We start from the raw sequence: 22,663 nt of genomic DNA on the forward strand, positions 1-22,663 counted from the left end.
ACAGCTCATGCAACGGAGCGCTCCCGTCGGCGAGTTGAGCACCCCCGAAGCCGGCACCCCGTGTGTGCACGCCGGGGGCGCCGCCGAGGCTCCGCGTCATGCCGGCGCGAGGATGTCGAACTCGTTGCCCTCCGGGTCGACGAGGCACGTCCACGGCACGTCGTCGCCCTGGCCGAGGTCGATGTCGGCGGCACCGAGAGCCCGCACCCGGGCCGCCTCCACCGCCCGGTCGCCACCGGGATAGGGCCGGAGGTCGAGATGGACCCGGTTCTTCACGGTCTTGACGTCAGGCGTGCGAACGAGCCTGAGGTACGGGCCGACGCCCTTGCCGGAGCGAAGCACCGCGTGCTCGTCGGTCACCTCGTGCAGGGTCCAGTCCATCGCCTCGTCCCAGAACCGGGCCATGGCCCGCGGATCCGCGCAGTCGGCCACGATCGCGGCGACCGGCCCGGTGTCGCGGTAGGCCTCCCGAGGCTCCGCGACGCAGAACTCGTTGCCGTCCGGGTCGGCGAGGACCGTCCACGGAACGTCGCCCTGGCCCACGTCGACGGGTGTCGCGCCGAGCTCCTTCAGGCGCGCGACGAGCTCCGCCTGATGGGCCGGAGACGTGGTGGCGAGGTCGAGGTGCACGCGGTTCTTCACCGTCTTGGGGTCCGGGACGGTGATGACGTCGATGCAGACGGCGGCGGGGTCGGGGTAGGCGAAGCCCTCGGGTTCGAGGTTGGTCACCACGCCGGGTTCCTCGACGGAGGAACCCCAGCCGAGCGCCTCCGCCCAGAACTGTCCGAGCGCGGAGTCGTCCCGGGCATTCATCGCGATCTGAACAAGCCGCATTGTCATGCCCGTGATCCTATGTACGCCGCCCTGTCAGGACATACACATTTACCGATGCCGGCCAGGAGCCGGCTGTCGCGCCCGGTCACAGCTGTCCCGTCTCCTGCAGGACGTCGAGGGGCGGGAGGAGCGGGGCCGGATAGTGTGACGTTCGTCCACTGGCAGGGCGATGGGGGCAACGATGCGCATAGCGGTGACGGGGGCAGCGGGCGGCCTGGGCGGGCGGGTGGTGCAGTTGCTCGCGGACCGGGACGGCGTGGACGTCGTGGCGATCACCAGGCGAAAGCTGCCCACCGAGGCATTGCCGCCACGGGTGGAGGTCGCCGTCGCCGACTACGCCGATCCGCCCGCGCTGCGTGCGGCGCTCAAGGGCGTGGACACCCTGGTCTTTGTCTCCAGTGACGGGCCCGATGCGCGGATGCTGCTGCACCACCGCAACGTGGTCGCCGCCGCGGCAGCCGAGCGCGTCGGTCACGTCGCGGCGCTGAGCAGCATCGACGCCGACGGAGCATCCCCGTTCTGCTATGCCGTGGTCAACCACCTCACCGAGGACCTGCTCCGGACCTCCGGCATCCCGTACTCGTTCGCCAGGGCGGCGCTGTACATCGAGTTCTTCCAGCACTGGCTCACCGAGGCCCGTACGACCGGGCTGCTGCGGCTGCCGGCTGCGGACGGCCGGATCTCCCTGGTGGCCCGTAACGACGTGGCCCGTGCCCTCGTCGCACTCGCGACAGGAGAGCCGACCCGCCGCCACCATGACATCACCGGACCGGATGTGGCCGACCTGGCCGGCGTCGCCTCGGTCGCGGCGGAGGCATGGGGACGGCCGGTCGCCTTCGAGGACATCCCACCGGAGACGTACCACGCCGAGACCGCGGCGACCGGCCTGGATCCCTGGTGGGTCTACGCCTTCTCGTCCATGTTCGCCTCGGTGCGCGAGCAGCACTGGGATCGAGTCTCCGACCACTACACCAGGCTGACCGGCCGCCTCCCCCTGGCACTCCGCGACGTCCTTTCGGCACAGACGGGAGAGCGGGACACCGCTGAGCGGGCCGACAGCGACGCTCGGTAGGGCCGGTCACAGCGCGAAGGGGCCATGTAGAGCGCCCAGTTCGCTCGCGCCGGCCTGGCGCGCGTCCGGACCGGCGGACGCGGTGAGGTCACGCAGGGACGTCGAGCGGCGGGTGCTCGAGCACGCAGGGCTTGTACTCGACCAGCTGGATGCGGCCGTCGAAGGTGCGGTGCTCGATCATCTCGAGGGCGACGTCCGGGTAGCGGTCGTAGATGCGTTCCGCGCCCGTGGCCCCGGTGATCACCGGGAACATCCCGACCCGGAAGCGGTCGACGAGTCCGGCTCGCAGCAGAGACCGGCACAGGCTGAGGCTGCCGATCGTGCTGAGGAGCCCCGAACCGTTCTTCTTCATGGCGCGGACCGTCTCGACGGCGTCGTCGCGGACGAGCGTGCAGTTGGCCCACTTCAGTGGATCCTCGAGCGAGGAGGAGAACACCACCTTGGACGCTCGCGTCAACTCGTCGACGGACGCCTCTTCTTCGGCCCTGAACTCGTCTTGGCCATCCGGGACCTCGCCGGCGGCGAACCCCGACATCAGGCGGTAGGTATTGGCTCCCATCAGATAGGTGACCTCGGGCTGCTCACCGAGCCACGCGAGGTACTCCGGGCCCTCCAGGCCCCAGAACCCGGGCCAGCCCTCTCCCGACGCATGGCCGTCGAGGGAGGTGATGAAGTCGACGAGAAGCTCTGACATGGCGGTTCCCTTCCTGAGGTGTCACGAGCTTGGACCGGCCGCGAGACACAAACTCATCGGCCGCGCCGTGGAGTGGGTACGGCGGTCTGAGCCCTGCGAAATCCCCAGCCCAGCCCAGCCCCACCCGCGAACGGCCCCGGGCCATGGTGTGACTGAGCGCTTCAGTCGGCGGGCTTCGCCAACTGAAGCGCTCAGTCACACCGGTCGTTCCATTACGCCTGGGTCACAGGCTGTCCAGCAGCCAGGAGCCGAGCTCATTGGTGATCAGCGGGCCTCCCGGGTTCGGCGCGCCGGCCTTGGTCTCGTCGAACGGGCTCTCCTGGAGCGGATCGAGGATCAGCTCGCTCTTGAAGTCGCCGCTGGCCACTCCGAGCTTCTTGGGCCTCATCGGCCACTCGCCCAGCCGGATCAGCTCGTCGGCTTCCTCTTGGGAGGGAGCCGTTCCGTTGTAGGAGAAGTAGACCGCGGATTGGTGATTCATGTGCGTGCGCTCAAACTTCGCGAGGGCGTAGCGGGCCGCCAGGGCGCCCCTGCCGATGCCGCCCACGGCCAGCCCGGCGTCCCCGCGCTGTTCGGCGATGGTGCGATGGATGCATTCCTGGACGGCCTGCGCGAGGTAGGCGAGGGGGGCGTTGCCGTCGTTGTAGCCGATCAGGATCAGGTCCCGGCCCCGAGCGTTCAGCTCCGCGAGGAACGAGTACCCGGCGTGGCCGACACCGGCTTCGAACGCGGCCAGGTCGGTGGCTCCCGCCCCTCCCGCCCCGGCCAGCAGGACCGGCCTGACGATGCCCTGATCGCTTGCGGGCAGCACCTGCGCGGCTCCCGTGCTCAGCTTCCATTCCTGGGCAGATGCCATAACTCCTCCTGAAGGATGGAGCACAAGCGGATGCGGTCGAGGCAACGCTACGACGCACCTGCACACCGGCGATGGGCCGAAGAGGAAGACTCAGCACAAACCCAGCCCATTGCGCGACGACCCACCCACCAACTACCGCGCTCAACTCGCCAGGCACAGCGCTCATCCGCCAACTGAAGCACTCAGTCACACATGGGGGCAGTCGCGTCCGAGGGGCGTCGTGCGTGGTTATTCGAACTCGTGTTCCAATGAGGGGATGGTGTCCGACTGCTTTCCCGACGACCTCGTACGAGCCCAGCGCGACTGGATCCGCGCCTATGAACTTCTCGCGGGCCCGCGCCCGCAGCAGGCCACGGCGTTGCGGCGGCGGCTACTGCAGTTGTCGAACGTGATCGCGTCGCATCCGTTCTGGGCGACCGCGCCGGGCCGGTCGCCGGGCGCGCGGGTGGAGCTGCAGCGCCAGGCCCGTCGGCACGAAGAGGCACAGCGCGAGGAGACACCGCGCGAGGAGACATCGCACGAAGTGACACGGCGCGAGGAGGCGCGGCGCTGTGAGTGATCACCTCACGGAACGGCAGGAGCAGATCCTGGCCTGCATCCGGGAGTGGATATCCGAGCACGGGGAGGCGCCGACGATTCGCGAGATCGGCAGCCGGGTCGGCCTGTCGAGTCCGTCGTCGGTCACCTACCACCTGACCCGGCTCGAACGAATGGGCGCGATCACCCGGGCCGGCCACCGCTGGCGCTCGTCCCGTCTCCCCTGAGCAGACGGAGAGGCGTCGGCCGGCTAGTGCTGCGGCCCTGACTCAGGCGGGGCGGCGAGTTCGGGACCGGGCATCCGCTCAACGGGCGGCTCCAGGCGTCCGGTTGGTACGGCAAGACGTTCCTCGCGCCGGACGACGCCAAGCCGCTGATCATGCGCGGTGAGGACGGTGAGCTGTACTCCGACACCGAACTCGGCAAGGGCGAGGCCAGTTTGTGGATGGTCGGGTTCCGCGGGGAGTCGACGGCCGCCGTGGTCCAGGACGGTCAGCCGGTCCTCGGCCATTTCGAGGCGGTCGACGGCCGTACCCTCATGGGGATCATGAACGGTAAGGGCTCGGGGAGAATGGGCCCTTCTACTGCTTCCTCCTCGACCGCGTCTGAGCGGCGCCGAGTCGAGGCGGCCGAACGGGATGGAGCGCAAGAGTCAACTTCTCGGCCGTAAACGATCGAGCTTGTTCGCTCGGTTTCGTTCACGCCTTGTCGCGCTCCCGACTGCCCCCTACGACGGGACGGTTACGGGTCGCATCTCCCCGATACTGCGATGGCCTTGTTCAGGGCGGTGCGGTGTCGGGGACGGGCCTGTTGACGAAAGCCCACGCCGAGCGGGCGCGGTTGCGCACGTTGACCCCGGCGACGTGATCGGCGGGCCCAGCGAGGCCGCACCGACGACAACGGAAATGGTCCCGGTCGGGCCGGTTGGCCCGCTCGGTGTGCCCGCAGCGCGGGCAGCGCTGCGAGGTGTAGGCCGGATCCACTGCGATAAACGGCACCCCGGCCCGGCGGGCCTTGTACGCCAGGTGCCGACCGAGCTGGTGGAACGGCCACGAGGAGATCTTGCCCCGCTGGTCACGTCGAAGCCGTACCCGCTCGCGGATGCCGTCGAGTTGCTCGACGGCGATGCCGCGACCGGTGCTCCCCCAAGCTCTCGGCTTCGCTCGAGCAGGGAGGTGCCCCCTCCGCGACGGACACGATCTCCTTGGCAATGCGGTGGTTCACCTGTGTGGCATGCCGCTGCTCCCTGCCGGAGCGGCGCGCGAGCAGACGCTTGGCGGACCGGGTGCCCACCGCCTGGAGTTGGGCCCGCTTGGCCGCATGCCAGCGCCGGTAGCGGGTCAGGCGCCGTCCCTGGAAATTGGCGCCGTCGGAGGTGGTGGCCAGGTTGACGATGCCCCGGTCGACCCCGATGAAGTCGACCGGCTCGTACACCTCTGGGTCGGGCAGGTCGCAGGTCGCCATCAGGTACCACTTGCCACCCCGGCACACCAGGTCCGACTCACCCTGTCGGTGCCCGTCCAGCAGCTTGAGCTGATCAGCTGCTCCGGTGTAGCGCACGCCCTTCACCCGCCCGCCCGTCGTCCAGATCGACACCGTGCGCGCATCCGTCTGCCACGACAGACACCGGTCGTCGAACGGCTGCGCCGCCGTCGCCCGGAACGAGAGGGGGCTACCCATCGCCTTGCGGTAGCGCTTCGAGGAGGAGCGCCCCAGGCGTCCGGCCTTCGCCTGCGCGGCCAGGGCGGTGTAGGCGTCGGCGACCTTCTTCAGCGCCCGCACCGCGGGCTGCGCGGACAGCCCGAAGCGCTCCTTGACCTCCTTGTACAGCAGCTTCTGCAGTCCGTTGCGGTCCTTGATCCCGCGCGCGAAAGCCACCTGGGCGACATGGTCGGCGGCCCGGTTGCAGGCGTGCAGGGTCGCCTCAAGTGCCGCCGCCTGTACGGGCGTCGGCAGCAGCTTCACCTGCACCACCAGCTTCATGGGGCCCGACAGTACGGCCCTCGCTCACACGCCCGCACGAATCCCGGACACATACACGAGAACCAGCGACCAACCCGCTCACACGTTCCCTTCGCCCGGCTCCGCCGGAGACGCGGTGACGGGCACTCCGCGCCCGGTGCGGAGAGCCGGCGCGGCGACGCTCCGCGTCGCAGATCCGGGAGCCGATTCCTCCCTGGCGAGAACGCCATGGCTCCCTCGACAGAATCAGGTGAAAGCCGCCGTGGTGGACGAGGTGGGTGGCGGATTCGCCCTCCAGGAGGTCGACATCGCCGAACCGGCAGGCCGTGAGGTGCTGGTGGACGTGAAGGCGTCCGGCCTGTGCCACACCGACCTGACCCTCGCCCGCCACGCCTATGCCCGTTTCCCTCCGCCGCTGGTTCTGGGGCACGAGATAGCCGGTGTGGTCGCCGCCGTGGGCCCGCAGGCCGGTGAATTCGCCGTCGGGGATCACGTCGTGGGCTGCCTCGTCCAGTGGTGCGGCAGTTGCCCGGCGTGCGTGGACGGCAGGACGTACCAGTGCGGGCGGCCCGGGGCCACGCTGCGGGACCCGGGGCAGGGGCCACGGCTGAGCCGCGGCGGCGAGCCCGTCACCCAGGGCATGGGACTCGGCGGCTTCGCCCAGCAGGCCCTCGTACACGAGAACCAACTGACGTCCGTACCGCGTGAGTTGCCGTTCACTCCTGCCGCGCTGCTGGGGTGCGGGGTGCTGACCGGCGCGGGTTCGGTCCTCAACGGGGCGCGTGTCCAGGCAGGGGAGACCGTGGCCGTGATCGGCGCCGGAGGCGTCGGGCTCAACGCGGTCAGCGGGGCGAGACTCGCCGGGGCCTCGCGCATCATCGCGGTCGACGTACAGGAGGGAAAGCTGCACAAGGCGCGGGCCTTCGGCGCCACGGACGTGATCGACTCCTCGGAGGGCGACGCCGTCGCCGCCGTACGCGAGCTGACCGGCGGCGGAGTGCAGCACACCTTCGACATCGTCGGTACGGCGGCGACGGCGGAACAGGCGCTGGAGATGACAGCGCTCGGCGGCGGTGTGTACGTGGTGGGCCTGGCAGGCGCGGAGGGAGACCTGAAGCTGTCACTACCGCGGCTGCTGCTCCAACAGAAGCGTATCCAGGGCCTGATCATGGGGTCGGGGAGCCCGCGGCGCGACATCCCCCGCTATGCGGACCTGTATCTGCGGGGCCGGATGAACCTCGACGACCTTGTCTCCCGCCGGATCGCCCTGGACGAGATCGACGCCGGGTACGCCGCTCTACGGGACCCCGACGTGGCCCGGGTCGTCGTCACGTCCTTCTGAGCGGCGCCCCTGTCGGGCCAGCAGGCCGAGTACCGGGACAGCAGGCCGAGAACCCCGCACGTCAGTCTGCGAGTTCGGCCAGGGTGCGGGCCGCCGGGGCGGGGGCGACCAGCCATTTGAGGTGGCTGCCGTCGAGGGTGCGGACGTCGTACGGGTTGTCCGGCGTCAGCGCGTCGCCCTCGCGGATCAGCCGGTCCTGCATGGCGAGCGGTATGGTCGCGTCGCCGGTCAGCCGGACGAACGTCTTCGGGATCCGGCCCCAAGTCGCCGCCTGCGCCCGGTCGTCCGAGGTGCCGGCGTCGAGGTTCTCGTCGGGCTGGAAGGTGTTGAGGAAGGTCAGGAACTCCTCGTCGGTGCCGTCGGCGAGGAACGCCGCCTTGAACGCGGTGAGCGCGGCCGGGTCCGCGGTGCGGAAGTTGACGCGCAGCAGGCCGAGTTCGGCCGGGTCCCCGGCCAGCGCCAGGGCCAGGGAGCCGGCGTCGACCGCGGCCATCTCCGGCTCGGCGTAGTAGTCGTTGACGTCGAGATCGACGGGGCACCAGGCCGAGACGTAGACGATGCGGTCGATCAGATCCGGCCGTGCGTTGGCCGCCGCGGTGGCCGTGACGCCGCCGCGGCTGTGGGAGACGAGGATGACGGGGCCGTTCTGCCGGGCCCGTTCGAGGATTCCCGTCAGGTACGCGGCGTTGTCGGCGAGCGTGACGCCCTTGATCCCGCCGGGCGCCGCGGCGAGCCCTTCGGGGTCCTGCGGGCTCTGGTAGGCGCGCGTGTAGGTCGCCGCGAAGCCGTGGCCGGGCAGATCGACGGCGACCGAACGGTGCCCGAGGAGGCCGAGTTCGGCCTGGAGCGGCGCGAAGGAGAAGGAATTGGAGAACGCTCCGTGCACGAGTACGAACGTCGGCTGCATCTCTCTGCTTCCTCTGAGGTGTCCTGCGGCGTCGGCGCCCCGTTCACGCTAGCCGCGGAAGATCAGCCGCACTACTGGTACGAGCGCCTCCGGTTGCGTACATATCCGCCCTGCGGAGGGGCCGGTGGCGCGAGTGACACAGAATCACCGTCATGGGACAGACATACGAGCGCATAGACGGACGGCTCCGTACCTTCATCGAGTCGCAGCCCGTCTTCTTCACCGCGACGGCTCCGCTGTCGGGCGACGGTACGGTCAACCTCTCGCCCAAGGGCCTCACCGGCTCGTTCGCGGTGCTCGACGAACACACCGTGGCCTACCTCGACTTCGCGGGCAGCAACGCCGAGACCGTCTCCCACCTGCGCGAGAACGGCCGGATCACCCTCATGTGGTGCGCCTTCCAGGGCCCGCCGAACATCGTGCGCGTACACGGCAGCGGCGAGCCGGTCTTCCGCGACGACCCCCGCTTCGAGGAACTCCTCGCCCACTTCCCGCAGATCGACCCGACACCGCACGGGCTGCGCGCCGTCATCGTCGTCACGGCCGGCCTCATCCGTGACACGTGCGGCTTCGCCGTGCCGTTCATGGCCTACGAAGAGGACCGCGACCTGCACCGCAAGCGTTTCGAGCGGGAGGACGACGCGTCCCTGTCCCGCTACTTCGAGAAGAAGGAGCACATCGCCGCCGGCCTCGACGGCCTGCCCGGCCTCCCGCTCCCCCTGCCGCCCCGCAGCCTCCCGTGACCCGCCGCAATGGGGTGGCCTGACCCCGGCTGTCCACCCGGCCGCAGCCGCGCGGCACCACCGCCGGCGTACGCACCGATGCGCCGCGTACCCCGCCCTTACCTGCGGCGGCGCGCTGTGCGAGATTGTCGCGATGAGCTTCTACGGGGGTACGCAATACGGTGGCGGGCCGGTACACCCGTCGCAGATTCCGGCGGACCAGGTCCGTCCTCGGCGCGTCTGGTACGTGGTCGCCGCGGTGGTGGCGCTCGTACTGGCCGGTGCCGGTGTCGCCATGATCGTGACCACGGTGAAGGGGGCGGCGGATTCGGTCGCTCTCGACCGCTTCCCCAGCGGCAGTTCGCACACGGTCAGCCTCACCGGCGGGGAGACCAAGGCGATCTACGTCTCCCAGGCCGCGAGGGGCCAGGTCAACTGCCGCAGCCCGCAGATGTCGCCCGGGGCGCTGACCCAGCCGGACAGTACGTTCAACATCACGGTCGACTCCCGTTTCTGGGAGCGGATCTTCGAGGTGAAGCCCGACCGCACCGGCGAGTACACGCTCGTCTGCACCTCGGCGCAGCAGGCCGAGTTCGCGGTCGGCGACAAGCCGGAGGTGGGCTCCTTCGTGGGCCGCGTGTTCGCCTCCATCGCCCTCTTCATCTCCGCCGTGGCCGCGGCGGCGGCCATCAGCATCGTCACGGCCGTACGCCGCAGCCGTCACCGGCGCCGGCTCGCCGCGGCGGCGGCGTGGGGTCCTCCCCCGCCGCAGTGACACGCGGGCGGAGCCCGACTGGGCGCCCTTGACTTGAAGTTCGGTTCACTTTCTACGGTCGGTCTCGTCGAACCAGCTCACGTCACGACGGAGGACCGGCCATGGAGTACTCGCACAGCGACGCCGAACTGATCCAGCAGCCCATCGGTTACTGGAGTTGGGCGGCCTCCAAGGCCGTCGTCACCCGCATCCAGAGTGCCCTCGCCGAGATCGGCGTCACCCAGCCGCAGTGGTGGGTCCTCGCGCAGGCCGCACGCGCCGAGCGCGTCAAGACCCGGGCCGAGGTGTCCGGCCTGCTGCGCAACTACCTCGACACAGGGCTGGAGTTCATGGAGTCGGAGATCGACGCGACCATCGCCCAGGGGTGGATCACCGAGGACGCGGCGGGACACCTGCGCCTCACGGACGAGGGCAGCGCCTTCTACGCCAAGGCCGCGGCCCTCCAGGACGAACTGTGGACAGAACGCCACGCGGACATCTCCGACGAGGAGTACCTCACCACCCTCAAGGTGCTGCAACGCTTCATCCACAACACAGGCGGCCACGCCTGGCACCACTAGGTTCCGCGTAGCGGAGCGCCGCGGGAACGGGGCCGGATCCGCTGCCGGATCCGGCACGCCGGCGTCGCGTGCCCGGCGCGGCGGGACCGCAGCCCTGCCGGTTCCGCCCCGGCCGGAACCGGGGCGCGGGCGCCTGACGTTGGCGCCCGCGCCACGTTCCCGTCGGGGGCCGTCGGCCGCGTCACCGGCCACCCCGCCTCACGCATCCGACGACGCCTACGGCCCCCGCCGCCCCCGCCCCGCCCGAACCGGAGCGCGAGCGCCTGGCGTTGGCGCCCGCGCCACGTCCCGCGGGGAGGGCCGCCGGCCGCGTCACCGGCCGCCCCGCGCCGCCCACAACCGGGCCCGGAAACCGAGGCCGCCCGTGCACGCGCCAACGGCCCCACACCGACCGCCACGCACCGCTCCCCCGTCGGCCGCATGACCAACCACCGGACATGACGCACCTGCCCGCCTCGCGCAGGCCGCCCCGCACATCCGGCGACGCCTGCGCCCCCGCCCCGCCCGAACCGGAGCGCGGGCGCCTGATGTTGGCGCCCGCGCCACGGCCCCGCGGGGCCGAGGGCCGCCCCGCGCCGCCGCACGGCGCAGGGCGGTGTCACCGTGTCGGCCTGGCCCGGCTCACGGCATGCGCGGGCTCCTGTATTCGCGCATGGCGTCGAGGAGCCAGCGGGCCAGGTAGTCGGCGAAGGAGGCGCGGGGTAGCAGGCGGTAGGTGGGGGTGTCGTCGGTTTGCCAGAGGAGTACGGGGACGGGGCCGATCTGGGTGGACTCGGCGCGGCCGGGGCCGAAGGAGCGGGGGTGGAGGTCGAGGGCGCAGCCCTTCTCCAGGACCTCCCGGGCGGCCGGGCCCGTGAGTTCGAGGGTGGTCCGGTTCGCCGAGACGTCCACGACCGAGCCGGGTGACTCGCCGAGCGCCGTGCGCAGTTGGGACTGCAGCACGGCCGCGTCGTTGCGGGACAGGACGAGCCATTCGTCGGGGCCGAGCCACAGCGTGGTGTGCGGGCCGGCCTGTGCGGTGTGGCCGCAGTGCTCGGGGAGCGCTGCGCCCAGGGCCGTTTCGATGCGGGCCGCGGCAGGTGAGCCGGGGTCGACCCGTACGTTGATCATCGTGAGGTACGGCCACTCGAAGAGCCGGACGCCGCGGATCCCGGTGACGGTGGCGGCACTCAAATGCTCGTGCAGGTGGGTGAGCGGGCTGCGGCGCAGCGCCGCAGGCCCGGGTGCCGCACAGGTGTCGGCCGCGACGGCACCCGCCGTGGACGTGCCGGCCGTGGACGTACCGGCCATGGGCGTGACGCCCCTCTCGCTCTCAGCCATCTCGCTTGGTCCCTTCGGGGTCGTAGAGCACGGGTGCGGCCACCTCGACGGGCACCAACTCCTCGCCGACCGGGGCGAGAAGCGTGTCCCCGATCCTGTCGCGGCCCTCCTCGACGAGCGCGAGGGCGAAGGGCCGGCCCAGTGCGGGGCTGTGGTAGCTGGAGGTGACGTGGCCGAGCATCGGTACGGGTCCGGCCTGCGGCGTGACGGGCACGCCGGGGGCGATGATCTGGGAGCCCTCGGGCAGCCGCGTGCTGCCGTCGGCGGGCAGCAGGCCGACCAGGTGCTTGCGGTCGGTGCGGGCGGTGTCGGGCCGGGAGTAGGAGCGTTTGCCGACGAAGTCCTTCACCTTGGACACCACCCACTCCATGCCGGCGTCCTGCGGGGTGACCGTGCCGTCGGTGTCCTGGCCGACGATGATGAAGCCCTTCTCCGCGCGCAGGACGTGCATCGTCTCGGTGCCGTACGGGGTGATGTCGTACGGCTGGCCTGCCGCGTACACCTGCTCCCACACGGCGTGCCCGTACCAGGAGGAGACGTTGATCTCGTAGGCGAGTTCGCCGGAGAAGGAGATGCGGCAGATGCGGGCGGGGATGCCGGAGGCCAGGGTGGTCTCGCGGATCGCCATGAAGGGGAACGCCTCGGCGGACAGGTCGAGTTCGGGGGCGAGGGGTGCCACGACGTCGCGGGAGCGGGGGCCGACGACGGCGATGGTGGACCACTGTTCGGTCACCGAGGTGCAGTGCACGTCGAGTTCGGGCCACTCGGTCTGCAGCCACTCCTCCAGCCAGTCCAGGACACCGGCGGCGCCGCCGGTGGTGGTGGTCATGAAGTAGCGGCCTTCCTCCAGACGGAGCGTGACCCCGTCGTCGAAGATCATGCCGTCGGGCTTGCACATGACGCCGTAACGGGCCATGCCGGGCTTGAGCTTCTTGAAGGCGTTGGTGTAGATCCGCCCGAGGAACTCGGCGGCGTCCGTACCCCAGATCTCGATCTTGCCGAGGGTGGAGGCGTCCATGAAGGCGACGCCTTCGCGGGCCGCGCGGCACTCGCGGGCCACCGCCTCGTCCATGCTCTCCTCGGGCCGCGGGTAGTACCACGGCCGCTTCCACTGGCCGACGTCCTCGAACAGGGCGCCGTGGGCGACGTGCCAGGGGTGGATGGACGTGGTGCGCTCCGGGTCGAACAGGTCGCCGCGTTCCCGTCCGGCGAGCGTGGCGAAGCTGACCGGGGTGTAGGGGGCGCGGTACGAGGTGGTGCCGATGTCGCCCGGCGAGACCGGTCCGCCGTCGCCGAGCGCCGCGGCGATGACGCCGATCGCGTTGACCCCGGAGGTCTTGCCCTGGTCGTTGGCGGTGCCGATGGAGGTGTAGCGCTTGACGTGTTCGGCGCCGCGCATGCCCGCGCCGGTCGCCCGCCAGATGTCGGCGGCCGTGGAGTCGCGCTGGAGGTCGACGAAGTGGGTGTCCCAGGTGTCGGGGCCGCCGTCCGGTCCGGGGACGAGCCACAGGGGACGAACGGGCCCCTGTCCCCTGTCCGTTCCGGCCTGCGGCGCCGCCTGCTCGTCCTCGGCGGTGAAGCCCGCGGCGTGCGCCGCCGCTTCGGCGGCCGAGGTGCCCTCGGCCAGCGCGCCGGCGAGGCCGAAGGTGCCACGGGCCGCGCCGACGACGTGTTGGCCGCGTACCGGTGCGGCGGGTACGAAGGCGGCCAGCTCCTCATCCCAGCGCAGCTTCCCCTGGCGCTGGCTGTGCAGGTGGACAGCCGGACTCCAGCCGCCGGAGACGGCCAACAGGTCGCAGTCCAGGCTCTCCTCGCCGTCGGTGGGCAGCCCGTTCTCGTCGAGTTCGGCCACGGTGACGCCGGTCAGCCGCTCCTCCCCCGTCGTACCGGTGACGGCGCTGCCGGTCAGTACGCGCAGCCCCGTCGCGTCGGCGATCTCCCCCGCGCGCTCGGAGAGTTCGGGCCGCGCGTCGAGGACGGCACGTACCTCGATGCCACTGGCGTGCAGGTCGGCGACGGTGTCGTACGCGCTGTCGTTGGTCGTGGCGACGACGACGTGGCTGCCGGGGGCGACGCCGTAGCGGTTGACGTACGTACGGACGGCCGAGGCGAGCATGATGCCCGGCCGGTCGTTGCCGGCGAAGACCAGGGGGCGTTCGTGGGCGCCTGTGGCCAGGACGACCTGGCGGGCGCGGATGTGCCACACCCGTTGCCGCGAGACGCCGTCCGGGACCGGCTCGTCGAGGTGGTCGGTGCGCTTCTGCACGGCCAGCACGTAGTTGTCGTCGTACGAGCCGAAGGCCGTGGTGCGGCGCAGGTACGTCACGTCCGGTGCGGCCCGGAGGCGGGCGGCCAGCTCCGCGGCCCACTCGGCTCCGGGCCTGCCGTCGACGGTCTCGTCGGAGGCGGAGAGGAGCGAACCGCCCGGCTCCGGCTGCTCGTCGAGGAGCATCACGCGTGCGCCCGTACGGGCCGCGGCGTCGGCGGCGGCCAGTCCGGCCGGTCCCGCGCCGATGACGAGGACGTCGGTGTGGACGTACTTCTTGTCGTAGTACGCCGGGTCGGGGGTGGGGTCGAGGCGGCCCATCCCGGAGAGGGTGTGCGCGGACAGTCCGTCGAACAGCTCGACGGTGGTGGCCGGCAGCATCGACTCGGCGCAGCCTGCCAGGGTGAGGCGCACCAGGGCGTTGGGTTCCTCGACGCCGGCGGAGACGATGCCGCGGGGGCGGCCGCGGTAGAGCGAGGGGGCGGCGCCGGTCAGGCCGTTGGCCAGCATGGCCGAGGCGAGGGTGTCGCCGGGGTGGCCGGTCAGTTCCTGGCCGTCGACGGTGAAGCGGAGCAGCCGCTGTCGGTTGATGCGGCCGCCGCGCGGCAGCCGGGATGCTGGTGCGCTGTGTTCGCTGTGGCCTGTCATCGGCGTGCTCCGGCCTGTTCGAAGGACGAGTGGACGGCGGGGTCGGGGGCCGGCTGGACGGCGGGCTCGCGGGACGAGTGGACGCCGGACTCAGAGGCGGGTTGGACGGCGGGCTCCGGAGCCGGTTGGACCGCGGGGTCGGGGGCCGGATGGAGGACGGGGCGGGGTTCTCCCAGGCGGTAGACGGCGAGGATGTCGTAACTGACCGTGTCGCGCAGGGCGTTGAACCAGCGGCGGCATCCGGTGCTGTGCATCCAGCGCTCGGCGCGGGTGCCCTTGGGGTTGTCGCGGAAGAAGAGGAACTCCCCCCACTCCCGGTCGGTCAGCTCGCTCGGCGTTTCGGGGTAGGGGACGTGGGCCTGGCCGCCGTAGTGGAATTCGGTCTCGTCGCGCGGACCGCACCACGGGCAGGTGATCAGCAGCATGGGCGCGTTCCTCTCAGTGGGCCACGGCGGCGGCGCCGTGTTCGTCGATGAGCGCGCCGGTCTCGAACCGCTCCAGCCCCAGCGGGGCGTTGAGCGCGTGCGGGGCGCCGGTGGCGATGGTGTGGGCGAAGGTGTAGCCGGCGGCGGGGGTGGCCTTGAAGCCGCCTGTGCCCCAGCCGCAGGTGACGAAGAGGTTCTCCACCGGGGTGGTGCCGATGACCGGGGAGGCGTCGGGGGTGACGTCGACGATGCCGCCCCAGGTGCGCAGGACGTGGGCGCGGGCGAAGACGGGGAACAGCTCGACGGCGGCGGCCATCTGATGCTCGATCACATGGAAGGAGCCGCGCTGCCCGTAGCCGGTGTACTGGTCCACGCCGGCACCCATGACCAGTTCGCCCTTGTGCGCCTGGGAGACGTAGACGTGTACGTGGTTGGACATCACGACGGTCGGGTGGACCGGCTCGTGCAGTTCGGAGACGAGGGCCTGCAGCGGGTGGGACTGGATCGGCAGCCGGAAGCCGGCCATCTCCGCGAGGGTGCTGCTGTGGCCCGCGGCGGCCATGCCGACCCGGCCGGCGTTGATGCGGCCGAGGTTGGTCTCGACGCCGACGACGCGTTCGCCGTCCTTGACGAAGCCGGTGACCTCGCAGCCCTGGATGAGGTCGACGCCCATCTCGTCGGCCTTGCGGGCCAGCGCCCAGGCGACGTGGTCGTGCTTGGCGATGCCGGCCCGCGGCTGGAACGTGCCGCCGAGGACCGGATAGCGGGTGTCCTGCGAGACGTTGAGGATCGGACAGACCTTGCCGACCTCGTCGGGCTCCAGCCATTCGGAGTCGACGCCGTTGAGGTGGTTGGCGTTGGCCCGCCGTGTGCCCTCGCGGACGTCCTGGAGGGTGTGGGCGAGGTTGAGGACGCCGCGCTGGCTGAAGAGGAAGTCGTAGTCCAGCTCTTCGGGCCAGCGCTCCCACAGCTTCAGCGCCGTCTCGTAGAGGGCAGCGCTCTCGTCCCACAGATAGTTGGAGCGGATGATGGTGGTGTTGCGGGCCATGTTGCCGCCGGCCAGCCAGCCCTTCTCCAGCACGGCCACGTTGGTGATGCCGTGTTCCTTGGCGAGGTAGTAGGCCGTGGCCAGGCCGTGCCCGCCGCCGCCGATGATGACGACGTCGTAGGAGGACTTGGGGTCCGGGGAGCGCCAGAGGAAGTCCGGGTGCTCCGGCAGGGGTTCGGTCGTCATCCGGCTGCTCCGTTCGCTTCGGCGTGTACGCCCTGGTCGGCGTAGAGCGGGAACTTCTCGGCCAGCGTCGTGACCCGTCCGCGCAGCAGCGCGGCCCGCTCCTCGGTGAGCTGCTCCTCCTTGAGTACGGCGGCGATGATGTCGGCGACCTCGCGGAACTCCTCCGCGCCGAAGCCCCGGGCCGCCAGAGCCGGGGTGCCGATACGCAGACCGGAGGCGACCATCGGCGGCCTCGGGTCGAAGGGCACGGCGTTCCGGTTGACGGTGATGCCGATGCGGTGCAGCCGGTCCTCGGCCTGCTGCCCGTCGAGCGCGGAGTTCCTCAAGTCGACGAGGAGAAGGTGGACTTCGGTGCTGCCGGTGAGGACGGAGATGCCGGCCTCGGCGACGTCGTCGGCCAGCAGCCGGCGGGTCAGCGTCCGCGCGCCTTCGAGGGTGCGCCGCTGGCGTTCGGCGAACTCCTCGCTCGCCGCCACCTGGAAGGCCACCGCCTTGGCGGCGATGACGTGCTCCAGCGGTCCGCCCTGCTGGCCGGGGAAGACCGAGGAGTTGATCTTCTTGGCGTACTCCTTCTTCGAGAGGATCACGCCGCCGCGCGGACCGCCGAGGGTCTTGTGCGTGGTGGTCGTGACGACATCGGCGTACGGCACCGGGCTGGGGTGCAGCCCGGCCGCGACCAGTCCGGCGAAGTGCGCCATGTCGACCAGCAGATAGGCGCCGACCTCGTCGGCGATGCGCCGGAACGCGGCGAAGTCGAGGCGGCGGGGGTAGGCCGACCAGCCGGCGACGATCATCTTGGGCCGCGCTGCGTGGGCCAGTTGCTCGACCTCGTCCATGTCGATGCGGTGGTCCGACTCGCGTACGTGGTACGGCACGACGTTGTAGAGCTTGCCGGAGAAGTTGAGGCGCATCCCGTGGGTGAGATGACCCCCGTGCGCGAGATCGAGGCCGAGGATGGTGTCCCCCGGCTCCAGCAGTGCGGACATCGCGGCCGCGTTGGCCTGCGCACCGGAGTGCGGCTGCACGTTGGCCGCCTCGGCGCCGAACAGCTCCTTCACCCGGTCGATCGCCAACTGCTCGATGACGTCGACGTGTTCGCAGCCGCCGTAGTAGCGCCGTCCGGGGTAGCCCTCGGCGTACTTGTTGGTGAGCACCGAGCCCTGGGCCTCCATGACGGCCGTCGGCGCGAAGTTCTCCGAGGCGATCATCTCCAGGGTCGACTGCTGACGCCGCAGCTCCTCACGGATGGCGTCGTGCACCTGCGGGTCGAGCGCGGCCAATGGCCGGTTCAGAAGGGAGGGGGAATACGGGGCGTCGTTCCGAATCGCCGTAGAGCTCTCTGTCATAGCGAACACCACCTCAGAGCCACTTGAAATACGACTGATATATCAGCGTTCCCGGCAACGTAAGCGCCACGCGGGGGCGGGTCAAGAGGGTGGGTGAGGGTGCATCCGGACGCGACCCGCGCGCCCCCGTCCGAACCACGCCCGCACCTGGTACGTCACCCGGTCCGGCCATCCCCTTGACGCGTCGGATCGCCGGGAAATACTTTGCATGCGTACCGTGATATATCAGTCGCGCAACAGACTTCCCCCAGCTTCCCGAGGCCCGAACTGCGCCCGCACACGGCGCCGTTCGCGCTCGCGGCCTCGACGGCTCAGCACGCGCCGGACAGGCCACACGGCCCCGCCCCCGACTCGTGCGCAACTCCCCTTCCCACCCCATGGCGCGGCCGGCGCCGGCTCACCGGGACGCCGCCGACAGCATGCCGCCGCACGGCGGCGAAACGAATGACAGGAGTACCCACATGCAAGAGGTCCGCGCCGTCGTCGCGAAGGCCAAGGACGCCCCCGTGACCGTGGAGACCATCCGCGTCCCCGACCCCGGCCCCGGCGAGGCGGTGGTGACGGTCCAGACCTGCGGGGTCTGCCACACCGATCTGCACTACCGACAGGGCGGCATCAACGACGAGTTCCCCTTCCTGCTGGGCCACGAGGCCGCCGGCGTCGTGGAGTCGGTCGGCGAGGGCGTCGACTCCGTCGCGCCCGGCGACTTCGTCGTCCTCAACTGGCGTGCGGTGTGCGGTCAGTGCCGCGCGTGCACCCGCGGTGAGCCGTGGTACTGCTTCGCCACCCACAACGCGAGCCAGAAGATGACGCTCACCGACGGCACCGAGCTCTCCCCCGCCCTCGGCATCGGCGCCTTCGCCGAGAAGACCCTCGTCCACGCCGGCCAGTGCACCAAGGTCGACCCCGACGCCTCGCCCACCGCCGCGGGCCTGCTGGGCTGCGGGATGATGGCCGGCCTCGGCGCGGCACTGAACACCGGCCAGGTCGGGCGCGGCATGAGCGTCGCGGTGATCGGCTGCGGCGGCGTCGGCTGCGCCGCGGTCGCCGGCGCCCGCCTCGCGGGAGCGTCCCGGATCATCGCCGTCGACATCGACGGCCGCAAGCTGGAGTGGGCCGAGGGCCTGGGCGCCACCCACACCGTCAACAGCAAGGAGCAGGACGCCGTCGAGGCCATCCGGGAGCTGACGGGCGGGAACGGCGCCGATGTCGTGATCGACGCGGTCGGCAGGCCGGAGACGTACGAACAGGCCTTCTACGCCCGCGACTTGGCGGGCACCCTGGTCCTGGTCGGTGTGCCGACCCCCGACATGAAGCTGCCGGACATCCCGCTGATCGACATGTTCGGCCGGGGCGGTTCGCTGAAGTCCAGCTGGTACGGGGACTGCCTGCCCTCGCGGGACTTCCCGATGCTCATCGATCTCTACCGGCAGGGCCGTCTCGACCTCGACGCGTTCGTCTCCGAGAAGATCGGACTGGACGACGTGGAGGCGGCGTTCGAGCGTATGCACCACGGCGACGTCCTCCGTTCGGTGGTGACCCTGTGAGCCGCGCCAACGAAGTACGCGTCGACCACACCGTCACGTCGGGGACGTTCTCGCTGGACGGGGAGACCCATCAGGTCGAGAACAACGTGTGGGTGCTCGGGGACGACGACGAGTGCGTCGTCATCGACGCCCCGCACGACGTGGACCGCATCCTCGATCTCGTCGACGGGCGTCAGGTGCAGGCCATCCTGTGTACGCACGCGCACGACGATCACGTCGCCGTGGCCCCGCAGTTGGCCGCGCTCACCGGGGCGCCGGTCCTGCTGCACCCCGACGACCGTCCGGTGTGGGAGCTGACGCATCCCGACCACAAGTGGGATGCCGACCTCGCCGACGGCCAGACGTTCAAGGTCGCCGGCACCACGCTGCGGACGCTGCACACGCCCGGGCACGCGCCGGGTGCGGTGTGCTTCCACGCGGAGGAGCTGGGCGAGCTGTTCACCGGGGACACCCTGTTCCACGGCGGGCCCGGAGCGACCGGCCGCTCGTTCAGCGATTACGACGTGATCGTGGCCTCCATCAGGGCGAAGCTCTTCGCCCTGCCCGACTCCACGGTGGTGCACACCGGGCACGGCCCGGACACCAGCATCGCCGCGGAACGGGCCAACCTTCCGTAGCGACCGGCCCGGGGCGCGCGGGCCGGTGCGAGGTCACCTCGTACCGGCCCGTCCGTTCCCTCCCCGCACCGGATCCGGTCGGGGGATTGACCCGCACCACCGCACGCCTTACGTTGACATGCAACTGATATATCAGTAACTGCACAGGCGCTTCCCGGTTCAACTGGCCGCTTCCCGGCCAGCGTTGGCCAGCGCACGGCGCTCCGCGTCCGGCGCGTCCTGGCCGCCCCTCTCCTCCGGCCTTCGTCCCGCAGGTCACCTCCCTGGCCTGCCGTACGAGGCCCTCGCGAAGTTCCCCACGGCTCCACCCGTCTCCTGCACCTCCCGGGCGTGCGCCGCCTCGTGCGGCCGCACACCAACCGACCCGACGTTCCCACCGCGGTCGCCGCGCCCCGTCCTTTAGGAGAGCCCAGCATGAGCACCACGCCACGCGTCGTCATCATCGGAGCAGGCATCGTCGGGGCGAACCTGGCCGATGAGCTCACCGAACGCGGCCTGGACCGCGTCACCGTCCTGGACCAGGGCCCCCTGCCGCTCACCGGCGGATCGACCTCGCACGCGCCGGGCCTGGTCTTCCAGACCAACGCGTCGAAGACGATGACCGAGTTCGCCACCTACACCGTCGAGAAGCTGCTGAGCCTGAACACCGACGAGTCGTGGTGCTTCAACCAGGTCGGCGGCCTCGAAGTGGCCACCACCCCCGAGCGGTTGGCCGATCTGCACCGCAAGCAGGGCTGGGCCGTCTCGCGGGGCATTCCGGCGCGCGTCGTCGACGCCGAGGAGTGCGCACGGCTGCACCCGCTGCTGGACACCGAGGGTGTCCTGGGCGGCCTGCACACCCCGACCGACGGGCTGGCCAGCGCCTCCCGGGCGGTCGTCGCGCTGGCGGCGCGGGCACGCTCGCGCGGGGCCGAGTTCCGCGGCTGGACCCGGGTGACCGGCATCAGCCACAGCGACGGCCGGGTCACCGGCGTACAGACGAACAACGGCGAGGTTCCCGCGGACATCGTCGTCTCCTGCGCGGGATTCTGGGGGCAGGTCCTCGGCGACATGGTCGGCATGCGCGTGCCGCTGCTGCCGCTCGCCCACCAGTACGCGCGCACCGGGCAGGTCGCCGAACTGGTCGGCCGCAACGACGAACAGAGCGAAGCGGGCCTGCCGATCCTGCGCCACCAGGACCGCGACCTGTACTTCCGCGAGCACAACGACCGCATCGGCATCGGCACCTACGCCCACCGGCCGATGCCGGTCAGCGTCGGCCAGCTGCCGGAGTCCGAGAACGGCCCCACCGAGGCGGCGATGCCCTCGATGCTGCCGTTCACCGAGGAGGACTTCGCCGCCTCCTGGGAGCACAGCCGGCAACTGCTGCCCGCGCTGCAACAGGCCAAGGTCGAGACCGGGTTCAACGGGGTCATGTCCTTCACCCCCGACGGCGGACCGCTGATCGGCGAGTCCCCCGAGGTCTCCGGGTTCTGGATCGCCGAGGCCGTGTGGGTCACGCACTCCGCCGGAGTGGCCCGCGCCGTCGCGCAGTTGCTCGTCGACGGCCGCAGCGAACTCGACCTGCACGGCTGCACCGTGCACCGGTTCGACGAGATCGAGACCACCGACGAGTACGTCCGCGAGACGGCCCAGCAGAACTTCGTCGAGGTCTACGACGTGCTGCACCCGCTCCAGCCCAAGCTCTCCCCGCGCGACGTGCGCGTGAGCCCCTTCCACGCCCGGCAGAAGGAACTCGGCGCGTTCTTCCTCGAAGCGCACGCCTGGGAGCGGCCGCACTGGTACGAGGCGAACGCCTCGCTGGTGAAGGAGCTGCCGGCCGCGTGGCAGCCGCCGTCGCGGGATGCCTGGTCGGCGATGTTCCACTCGCCGATCGTGGCCGCCGAGGCGTGGAAGACCCGTACGGCGGTGGCCATGTACGACATGACGCCGCTCAAGCGGATCGAGGTGAGCGGGCCCGGCGCCGTGGCGCTCCTGGAGCGGCTGACCAGCAGCAAGATGGACAAGTCCGTCGGCTCGGTCACCTACACCCTCGCCCTGGACGAGGCCGGCGGGGTGCGCAGCGACCTGACCGTCGCCCGCCTCGGCAAGGACCTCTTCCAGGTCGGCGCCAACGGCAACATCGACGTGGACTACTTCCGCCGCCAGGCCCCCGCCGACAACAGCGTCCAGATCCGCGACATCACCGGCGGCACCTGCTGCGTCGGAGTGTGGGGACCGCTGGCGCGCGACGTGGTCCAGCCGCTGAGCGGGGAGGACTTCTCCCACGAGGCCCTGAAGTTCTTCCGCTGCATGCCGGCGCGCATCGCGGGGATCCCGGTGACCGCGATGCGGCTCTCGTACGTGGGCGAGCTCGGCTGGGAGATCTACACCAGCGCCGAGTACGGCCAGAAGCTGTGGGACGCACTGTGGGAGTCGGGCCGCGAGCACGGCATCATCGCCGCCGGGCGCGGCGCCTTCAACAGCCTGCGGCTGGAGAAGGGTTACCGCGCCTGGGGCGCCGACATGACCACCGAGCACAACCCGTACGAAGCCGGCGTCGGGTTCGCCGTACGGACGAAGAACAAGGGCGACTTCGTGGGCCGCGACGCGGTCGAGCGCCTCGCCGACGACGCCGTCACCCGCCGCCTGGCCTGCCTGACCGTCGACGACGGCCGCAGCGTCGTCCTCGGCCACGAACCGGTCCTCCTCGACGGCGAGGTGGCCGGGTACGTCACCTCGGCGGCGTACGGCCACACCATCGGCAAGCCCATCGCGTACGCCTGGCTGCCCGCAACGGCCACCGTGGGCACGGCAGTCGACATCCAGTACTTCGGCCGGCCGGTGCGCGCCACGGTCACCGCCGAGCCGCTGGTCGACCCGGAGATGCACCGCATCCGCCGGTGACCGCCCCGGGATCCGGTCCCGGTCGGTCACCAGTCCTGCCGGGAGGGGCGCGGCCACGCGGTCGCGCTCTTCCCGGCCGGCCCCTTCCCAACTCCCGCTCTCCCACCCGTTTC

General features: G+C 71.0%; 22 protein-coding genes. 11 read left to right on the plus strand and 11 right to left on the minus strand.

What is annotated here, in order from left to right:
• Positions 1–96: 96 nt before the first annotated feature.
• Complete coding sequence (locus tag AC3AGO_RS02735) at positions 97–840, minus strand: VOC family protein (RefSeq protein WP_487818466.1); 744 nt, start codon at positions 838–840, stop codon at positions 97–99.
• 175 nt (positions 841–1,015) lie between these two features.
• Here AC3AGO_RS02735 and AC3AGO_RS02740 point away from each other — a divergent pair, with 175 nt between their 5' ends.
• Positions 1,016–1,906, plus strand: a complete 891-nt coding sequence (locus AC3AGO_RS02740; RefSeq protein WP_487818467.1) for an NAD(P)H-binding protein — start codon at positions 1,016–1,018, stop codon at positions 1,904–1,906.
• 88 nt (positions 1,907–1,994) lie between these two features.
• Here AC3AGO_RS02740 and AC3AGO_RS02745 read toward each other — a convergent pair whose 3' ends face one another.
• On the minus strand, positions 1,995–2,600 hold the full coding sequence (locus AC3AGO_RS02745) for a dihydrofolate reductase family protein (protein WP_487818468.1): 606 nt from the start codon (positions 2,598–2,600) through the stop codon (positions 1,995–1,997).
• 223 nt (positions 2,601–2,823) lie between these two features.
• Positions 2,824–3,456 (minus strand): hypothetical protein, encoded by a 633-nt coding sequence (locus tag AC3AGO_RS02750; protein ID WP_487818469.1) that lies wholly within the window; start codon positions 3,454–3,456, stop codon positions 2,824–2,826.
• Positions 3,457–3,712: 256 nt separating this feature from the next.
• Here AC3AGO_RS02750 and AC3AGO_RS02755 point away from each other — a divergent pair, with 256 nt between their 5' ends.
• From AC3AGO_RS02755 to AC3AGO_RS02765, 3 genes are all read left to right on the plus strand, one after another.
• A complete protein-coding gene (locus AC3AGO_RS02755; RefSeq protein ID WP_487818470.1) occupies positions 3,713–4,015 on the plus strand; it encodes a hypothetical protein in 303 nt (100 codons plus the stop codon).
• A complete protein-coding gene (locus AC3AGO_RS02760) occupies positions 4,008–4,220 on the plus strand; it encodes a LexA family protein (RefSeq protein ID WP_487818471.1) in 213 nt (70 codons plus the stop codon). Before AC3AGO_RS02755 ends, AC3AGO_RS02760 begins: the two co-directional genes overlap by 8 nt.
• Positions 4,221–4,372: 152 nt before the next feature.
• Positions 4,373–4,663, plus strand: coding sequence for a DUF4334 domain-containing protein (locus AC3AGO_RS02765; RefSeq protein ID WP_487818472.1), 291 nt, complete (start codon positions 4,373–4,375; stop codon positions 4,661–4,663).
• A gap of 109 nt (positions 4,664–4,772) precedes the next feature.
• Here the strand turns inward: AC3AGO_RS02765 and AC3AGO_RS02770 are convergent, their stop codons facing one another.
• Together AC3AGO_RS02770 and AC3AGO_RS02775 are read right to left on the minus strand one after the other, a co-directional pair.
• Positions 4,773–5,120 carry a zinc ribbon domain-containing protein gene (locus tag AC3AGO_RS02770; protein ID WP_487824517.1) on the minus strand — a complete coding sequence of 116 codons (348 nt, stop codon included), beginning with the start codon at positions 5,118–5,120 and terminating at the stop codon, positions 4,773–4,775.
• On the minus strand, positions 5,068–5,976 hold the full coding sequence (locus tag AC3AGO_RS02775) for a nuclease/transposase family protein (RefSeq protein WP_487818473.1): 909 nt from the start codon (positions 5,974–5,976) through the stop codon (positions 5,068–5,070). Before AC3AGO_RS02775 ends, AC3AGO_RS02770 begins: the two co-directional genes overlap by 53 nt.
• A gap of 241 nt (positions 5,977–6,217) precedes the next feature.
• Between AC3AGO_RS02775 and AC3AGO_RS02780 the strand changes: the two genes are divergently transcribed.
• Complete coding sequence (locus tag AC3AGO_RS02780) at positions 6,218–7,297, plus strand: zinc-binding dehydrogenase (RefSeq protein ID WP_487818474.1); 1,080 nt, start codon at positions 6,218–6,220, stop codon at positions 7,295–7,297.
• 61 nt (positions 7,298–7,358) lie between these two features.
• Here AC3AGO_RS02780 and AC3AGO_RS02785 read toward each other — a convergent pair whose 3' ends face one another.
• Entirely contained in the window at positions 7,359–8,204 is an 846-nt protein-coding gene (locus AC3AGO_RS02785) for an alpha/beta hydrolase (RefSeq protein WP_487818475.1), read from the minus strand.
• A 152-nt stretch (positions 8,205–8,356) separates the two neighbouring features.
• Between AC3AGO_RS02785 and AC3AGO_RS02790 the strand changes: the two genes are divergently transcribed.
• From AC3AGO_RS02790 to AC3AGO_RS02800, 3 genes are all read left to right on the plus strand, one after another.
• Positions 8,357–8,947, plus strand: coding sequence for a pyridoxamine 5'-phosphate oxidase family protein (locus tag AC3AGO_RS02790; protein ID WP_487818476.1), 591 nt, complete (start codon positions 8,357–8,359; stop codon positions 8,945–8,947).
• Between the two features lie 133 nt (positions 8,948–9,080).
• Positions 9,081–9,701 (plus strand): serine/arginine repetitive matrix protein 2, encoded by a 621-nt coding sequence (locus tag AC3AGO_RS02795; protein WP_487818477.1) that lies wholly within the window; start codon positions 9,081–9,083, stop codon positions 9,699–9,701.
• Positions 9,702–9,802: 101 nt separating this feature from the next.
• A complete protein-coding gene (locus tag AC3AGO_RS02800; protein WP_487818478.1) occupies positions 9,803–10,261 on the plus strand; it encodes a MarR family winged helix-turn-helix transcriptional regulator in 459 nt (152 codons plus the stop codon).
• Positions 10,262–10,882: 621 nt separating this feature from the next.
• Here the strand turns inward: AC3AGO_RS02800 and AC3AGO_RS02805 are convergent.
• The 5 genes from AC3AGO_RS02805 to glyA are packed head-to-tail and all read right to left on the minus strand — an operon-like array spanning position 10,883 to position 17,500.
• Positions 10,883–11,581, minus strand: a complete 699-nt coding sequence (locus AC3AGO_RS02805; RefSeq protein WP_487818479.1) for a sarcosine oxidase subunit gamma — start codon at positions 11,579–11,581, stop codon at positions 10,883–10,885.
• Complete coding sequence (locus AC3AGO_RS02810) at positions 11,574–14,495, minus strand: sarcosine oxidase subunit alpha family protein (RefSeq protein ID WP_487818480.1); 2,922 nt, start codon at positions 14,493–14,495, stop codon at positions 11,574–11,576. Before AC3AGO_RS02810 ends, AC3AGO_RS02805 begins: the two co-directional genes overlap by 8 nt.
• Entirely contained in the window at positions 14,492–14,920 is a 429-nt protein-coding gene (locus AC3AGO_RS02815) for a sarcosine oxidase subunit delta (RefSeq protein ID WP_487818481.1), read from the minus strand. Before AC3AGO_RS02815 ends, AC3AGO_RS02810 begins: the two co-directional genes overlap by 4 nt.
• A 13-nt stretch (positions 14,921–14,933) precedes the next feature.
• On the minus strand, positions 14,934–16,154 hold the full coding sequence (locus AC3AGO_RS02820; protein ID WP_487818482.1) for a sarcosine oxidase subunit beta family protein: 1,221 nt from the start codon (positions 16,152–16,154) through the stop codon (positions 14,934–14,936).
• On the minus strand, positions 16,151–17,500 hold the full coding sequence (glyA, locus tag AC3AGO_RS02825; RefSeq protein WP_487818483.1) for a serine hydroxymethyltransferase: 1,350 nt from the start codon (positions 17,498–17,500) through the stop codon (positions 16,151–16,153). Before glyA ends, AC3AGO_RS02820 begins: the two co-directional genes overlap by 4 nt.
• A 461-nt stretch (positions 17,501–17,961) precedes the next feature.
• Between glyA and AC3AGO_RS02830 the strand changes: the two genes are divergently transcribed.
• From AC3AGO_RS02830 to AC3AGO_RS02840, 3 genes are all read left to right on the plus strand, one after another.
• Positions 17,962–19,047, plus strand: a complete 1,086-nt coding sequence (locus AC3AGO_RS02830; RefSeq protein WP_487818484.1) for an S-(hydroxymethyl)mycothiol dehydrogenase — start codon at positions 17,962–17,964, stop codon at positions 19,045–19,047.
• Positions 19,044–19,664: an MBL fold metallo-hydrolase gene (locus tag AC3AGO_RS02835; RefSeq protein WP_487818485.1), complete on the plus strand. Its 621-nt coding sequence runs from the start codon at positions 19,044–19,046 to the stop codon at positions 19,662–19,664. Before AC3AGO_RS02830 ends, AC3AGO_RS02835 begins: the two co-directional genes overlap by 4 nt.
• A 414-nt stretch (positions 19,665–20,078) precedes the next feature.
• Entirely contained in the window at positions 20,079–22,550 is a 2,472-nt protein-coding gene (locus AC3AGO_RS02840; RefSeq protein WP_487818486.1) for a GcvT family protein, read from the plus strand.
• Positions 22,551–22,663: the final 113 nt, after the last annotated feature.

The organism is Streptomyces sp. BL1, assembly GCF_057628045.1.

Bases quoted from the DNA above. Each gene is read 5' to 3' on its own strand.
- AC3AGO_RS02750 (WP_487818469.1), bottom strand. From the start codon at position 3,456: ATGGCATCTGCCCAGGAATGGAAGCTGAGCACGGGAGCCGCGCAGGTG.
- AC3AGO_RS02830 (WP_487818484.1), top strand. From the start codon at position 17,962: ATGCAAGAGGTCCGCGCCGTCGTCGCGAAGGCCAAGGACGCCCCCGTG.
- AC3AGO_RS02820 (WP_487818482.1), bottom strand. From the start codon at position 16,154: ATGACGACCGAACCCCTGCCGGAGCACCCGGACTTCCTCTGGCGCTCC.
- AC3AGO_RS02800 (WP_487818478.1), top strand. From the start codon at position 9,803: ATGGAGTACTCGCACAGCGACGCCGAACTGATCCAGCAGCCCATCGGT.
- AC3AGO_RS02765 (WP_487818472.1), top strand. From the start codon at position 4,373: ATGCGCGGTGAGGACGGTGAGCTGTACTCCGACACCGAACTCGGCAAG.
- AC3AGO_RS02805 (WP_487818479.1), bottom strand. From the start codon at position 11,581: ATGGCTGAGAGCGAGAGGGGCGTCACGCCCATGGCCGGTACGTCCACG.
- AC3AGO_RS02815 (WP_487818481.1), bottom strand. From the start codon at position 14,920: ATGCTGCTGATCACCTGCCCGTGGTGCGGTCCGCGCGACGAGACCGAA.
- AC3AGO_RS02735 (WP_487818466.1), bottom strand. From the start codon at position 840: ATGACAATGCGGCTTGTTCAGATCGCGATGAATGCCCGGGACGACTCC.
- AC3AGO_RS02740 (WP_487818467.1), top strand. From the start codon at position 1,016: ATGCGCATAGCGGTGACGGGGGCAGCGGGCGGCCTGGGCGGGCGGGTG.
- AC3AGO_RS02755 (WP_487818470.1), top strand. From the start codon at position 3,713: ATGGTGTCCGACTGCTTTCCCGACGACCTCGTACGAGCCCAGCGCGAC.
- AC3AGO_RS02810 (WP_487818480.1), bottom strand. From the start codon at position 14,495: ATGACAGGCCACAGCGAACACAGCGCACCAGCATCCCGGCTGCCGCGC.
- AC3AGO_RS02745 (WP_487818468.1), bottom strand. From the start codon at position 2,600: ATGTCAGAGCTTCTCGTCGACTTCATCACCTCCCTCGACGGCCATGCG.
- AC3AGO_RS02840 (WP_487818486.1), top strand. From the start codon at position 20,079: ATGAGCACCACGCCACGCGTCGTCATCATCGGAGCAGGCATCGTCGGG.
- AC3AGO_RS02785 (WP_487818475.1), bottom strand. From the start codon at position 8,204: ATGCAGCCGACGTTCGTACTCGTGCACGGAGCGTTCTCCAATTCCTTC.
- AC3AGO_RS02795 (WP_487818477.1), top strand. From the start codon at position 9,081: ATGAGCTTCTACGGGGGTACGCAATACGGTGGCGGGCCGGTACACCCG.
- AC3AGO_RS02775 (WP_487818473.1), bottom strand. From the start codon at position 5,976: ATGAAGCTGGTGGTGCAGGTGAAGCTGCTGCCGACGCCCGTACAGGCG.
- glyA (WP_487818483.1), bottom strand. From the start codon at position 17,500: ATGACAGAGAGCTCTACGGCGATTCGGAACGACGCCCCGTATTCCCCC.
- AC3AGO_RS02790 (WP_487818476.1), top strand. From the start codon at position 8,357: ATGGGACAGACATACGAGCGCATAGACGGACGGCTCCGTACCTTCATC.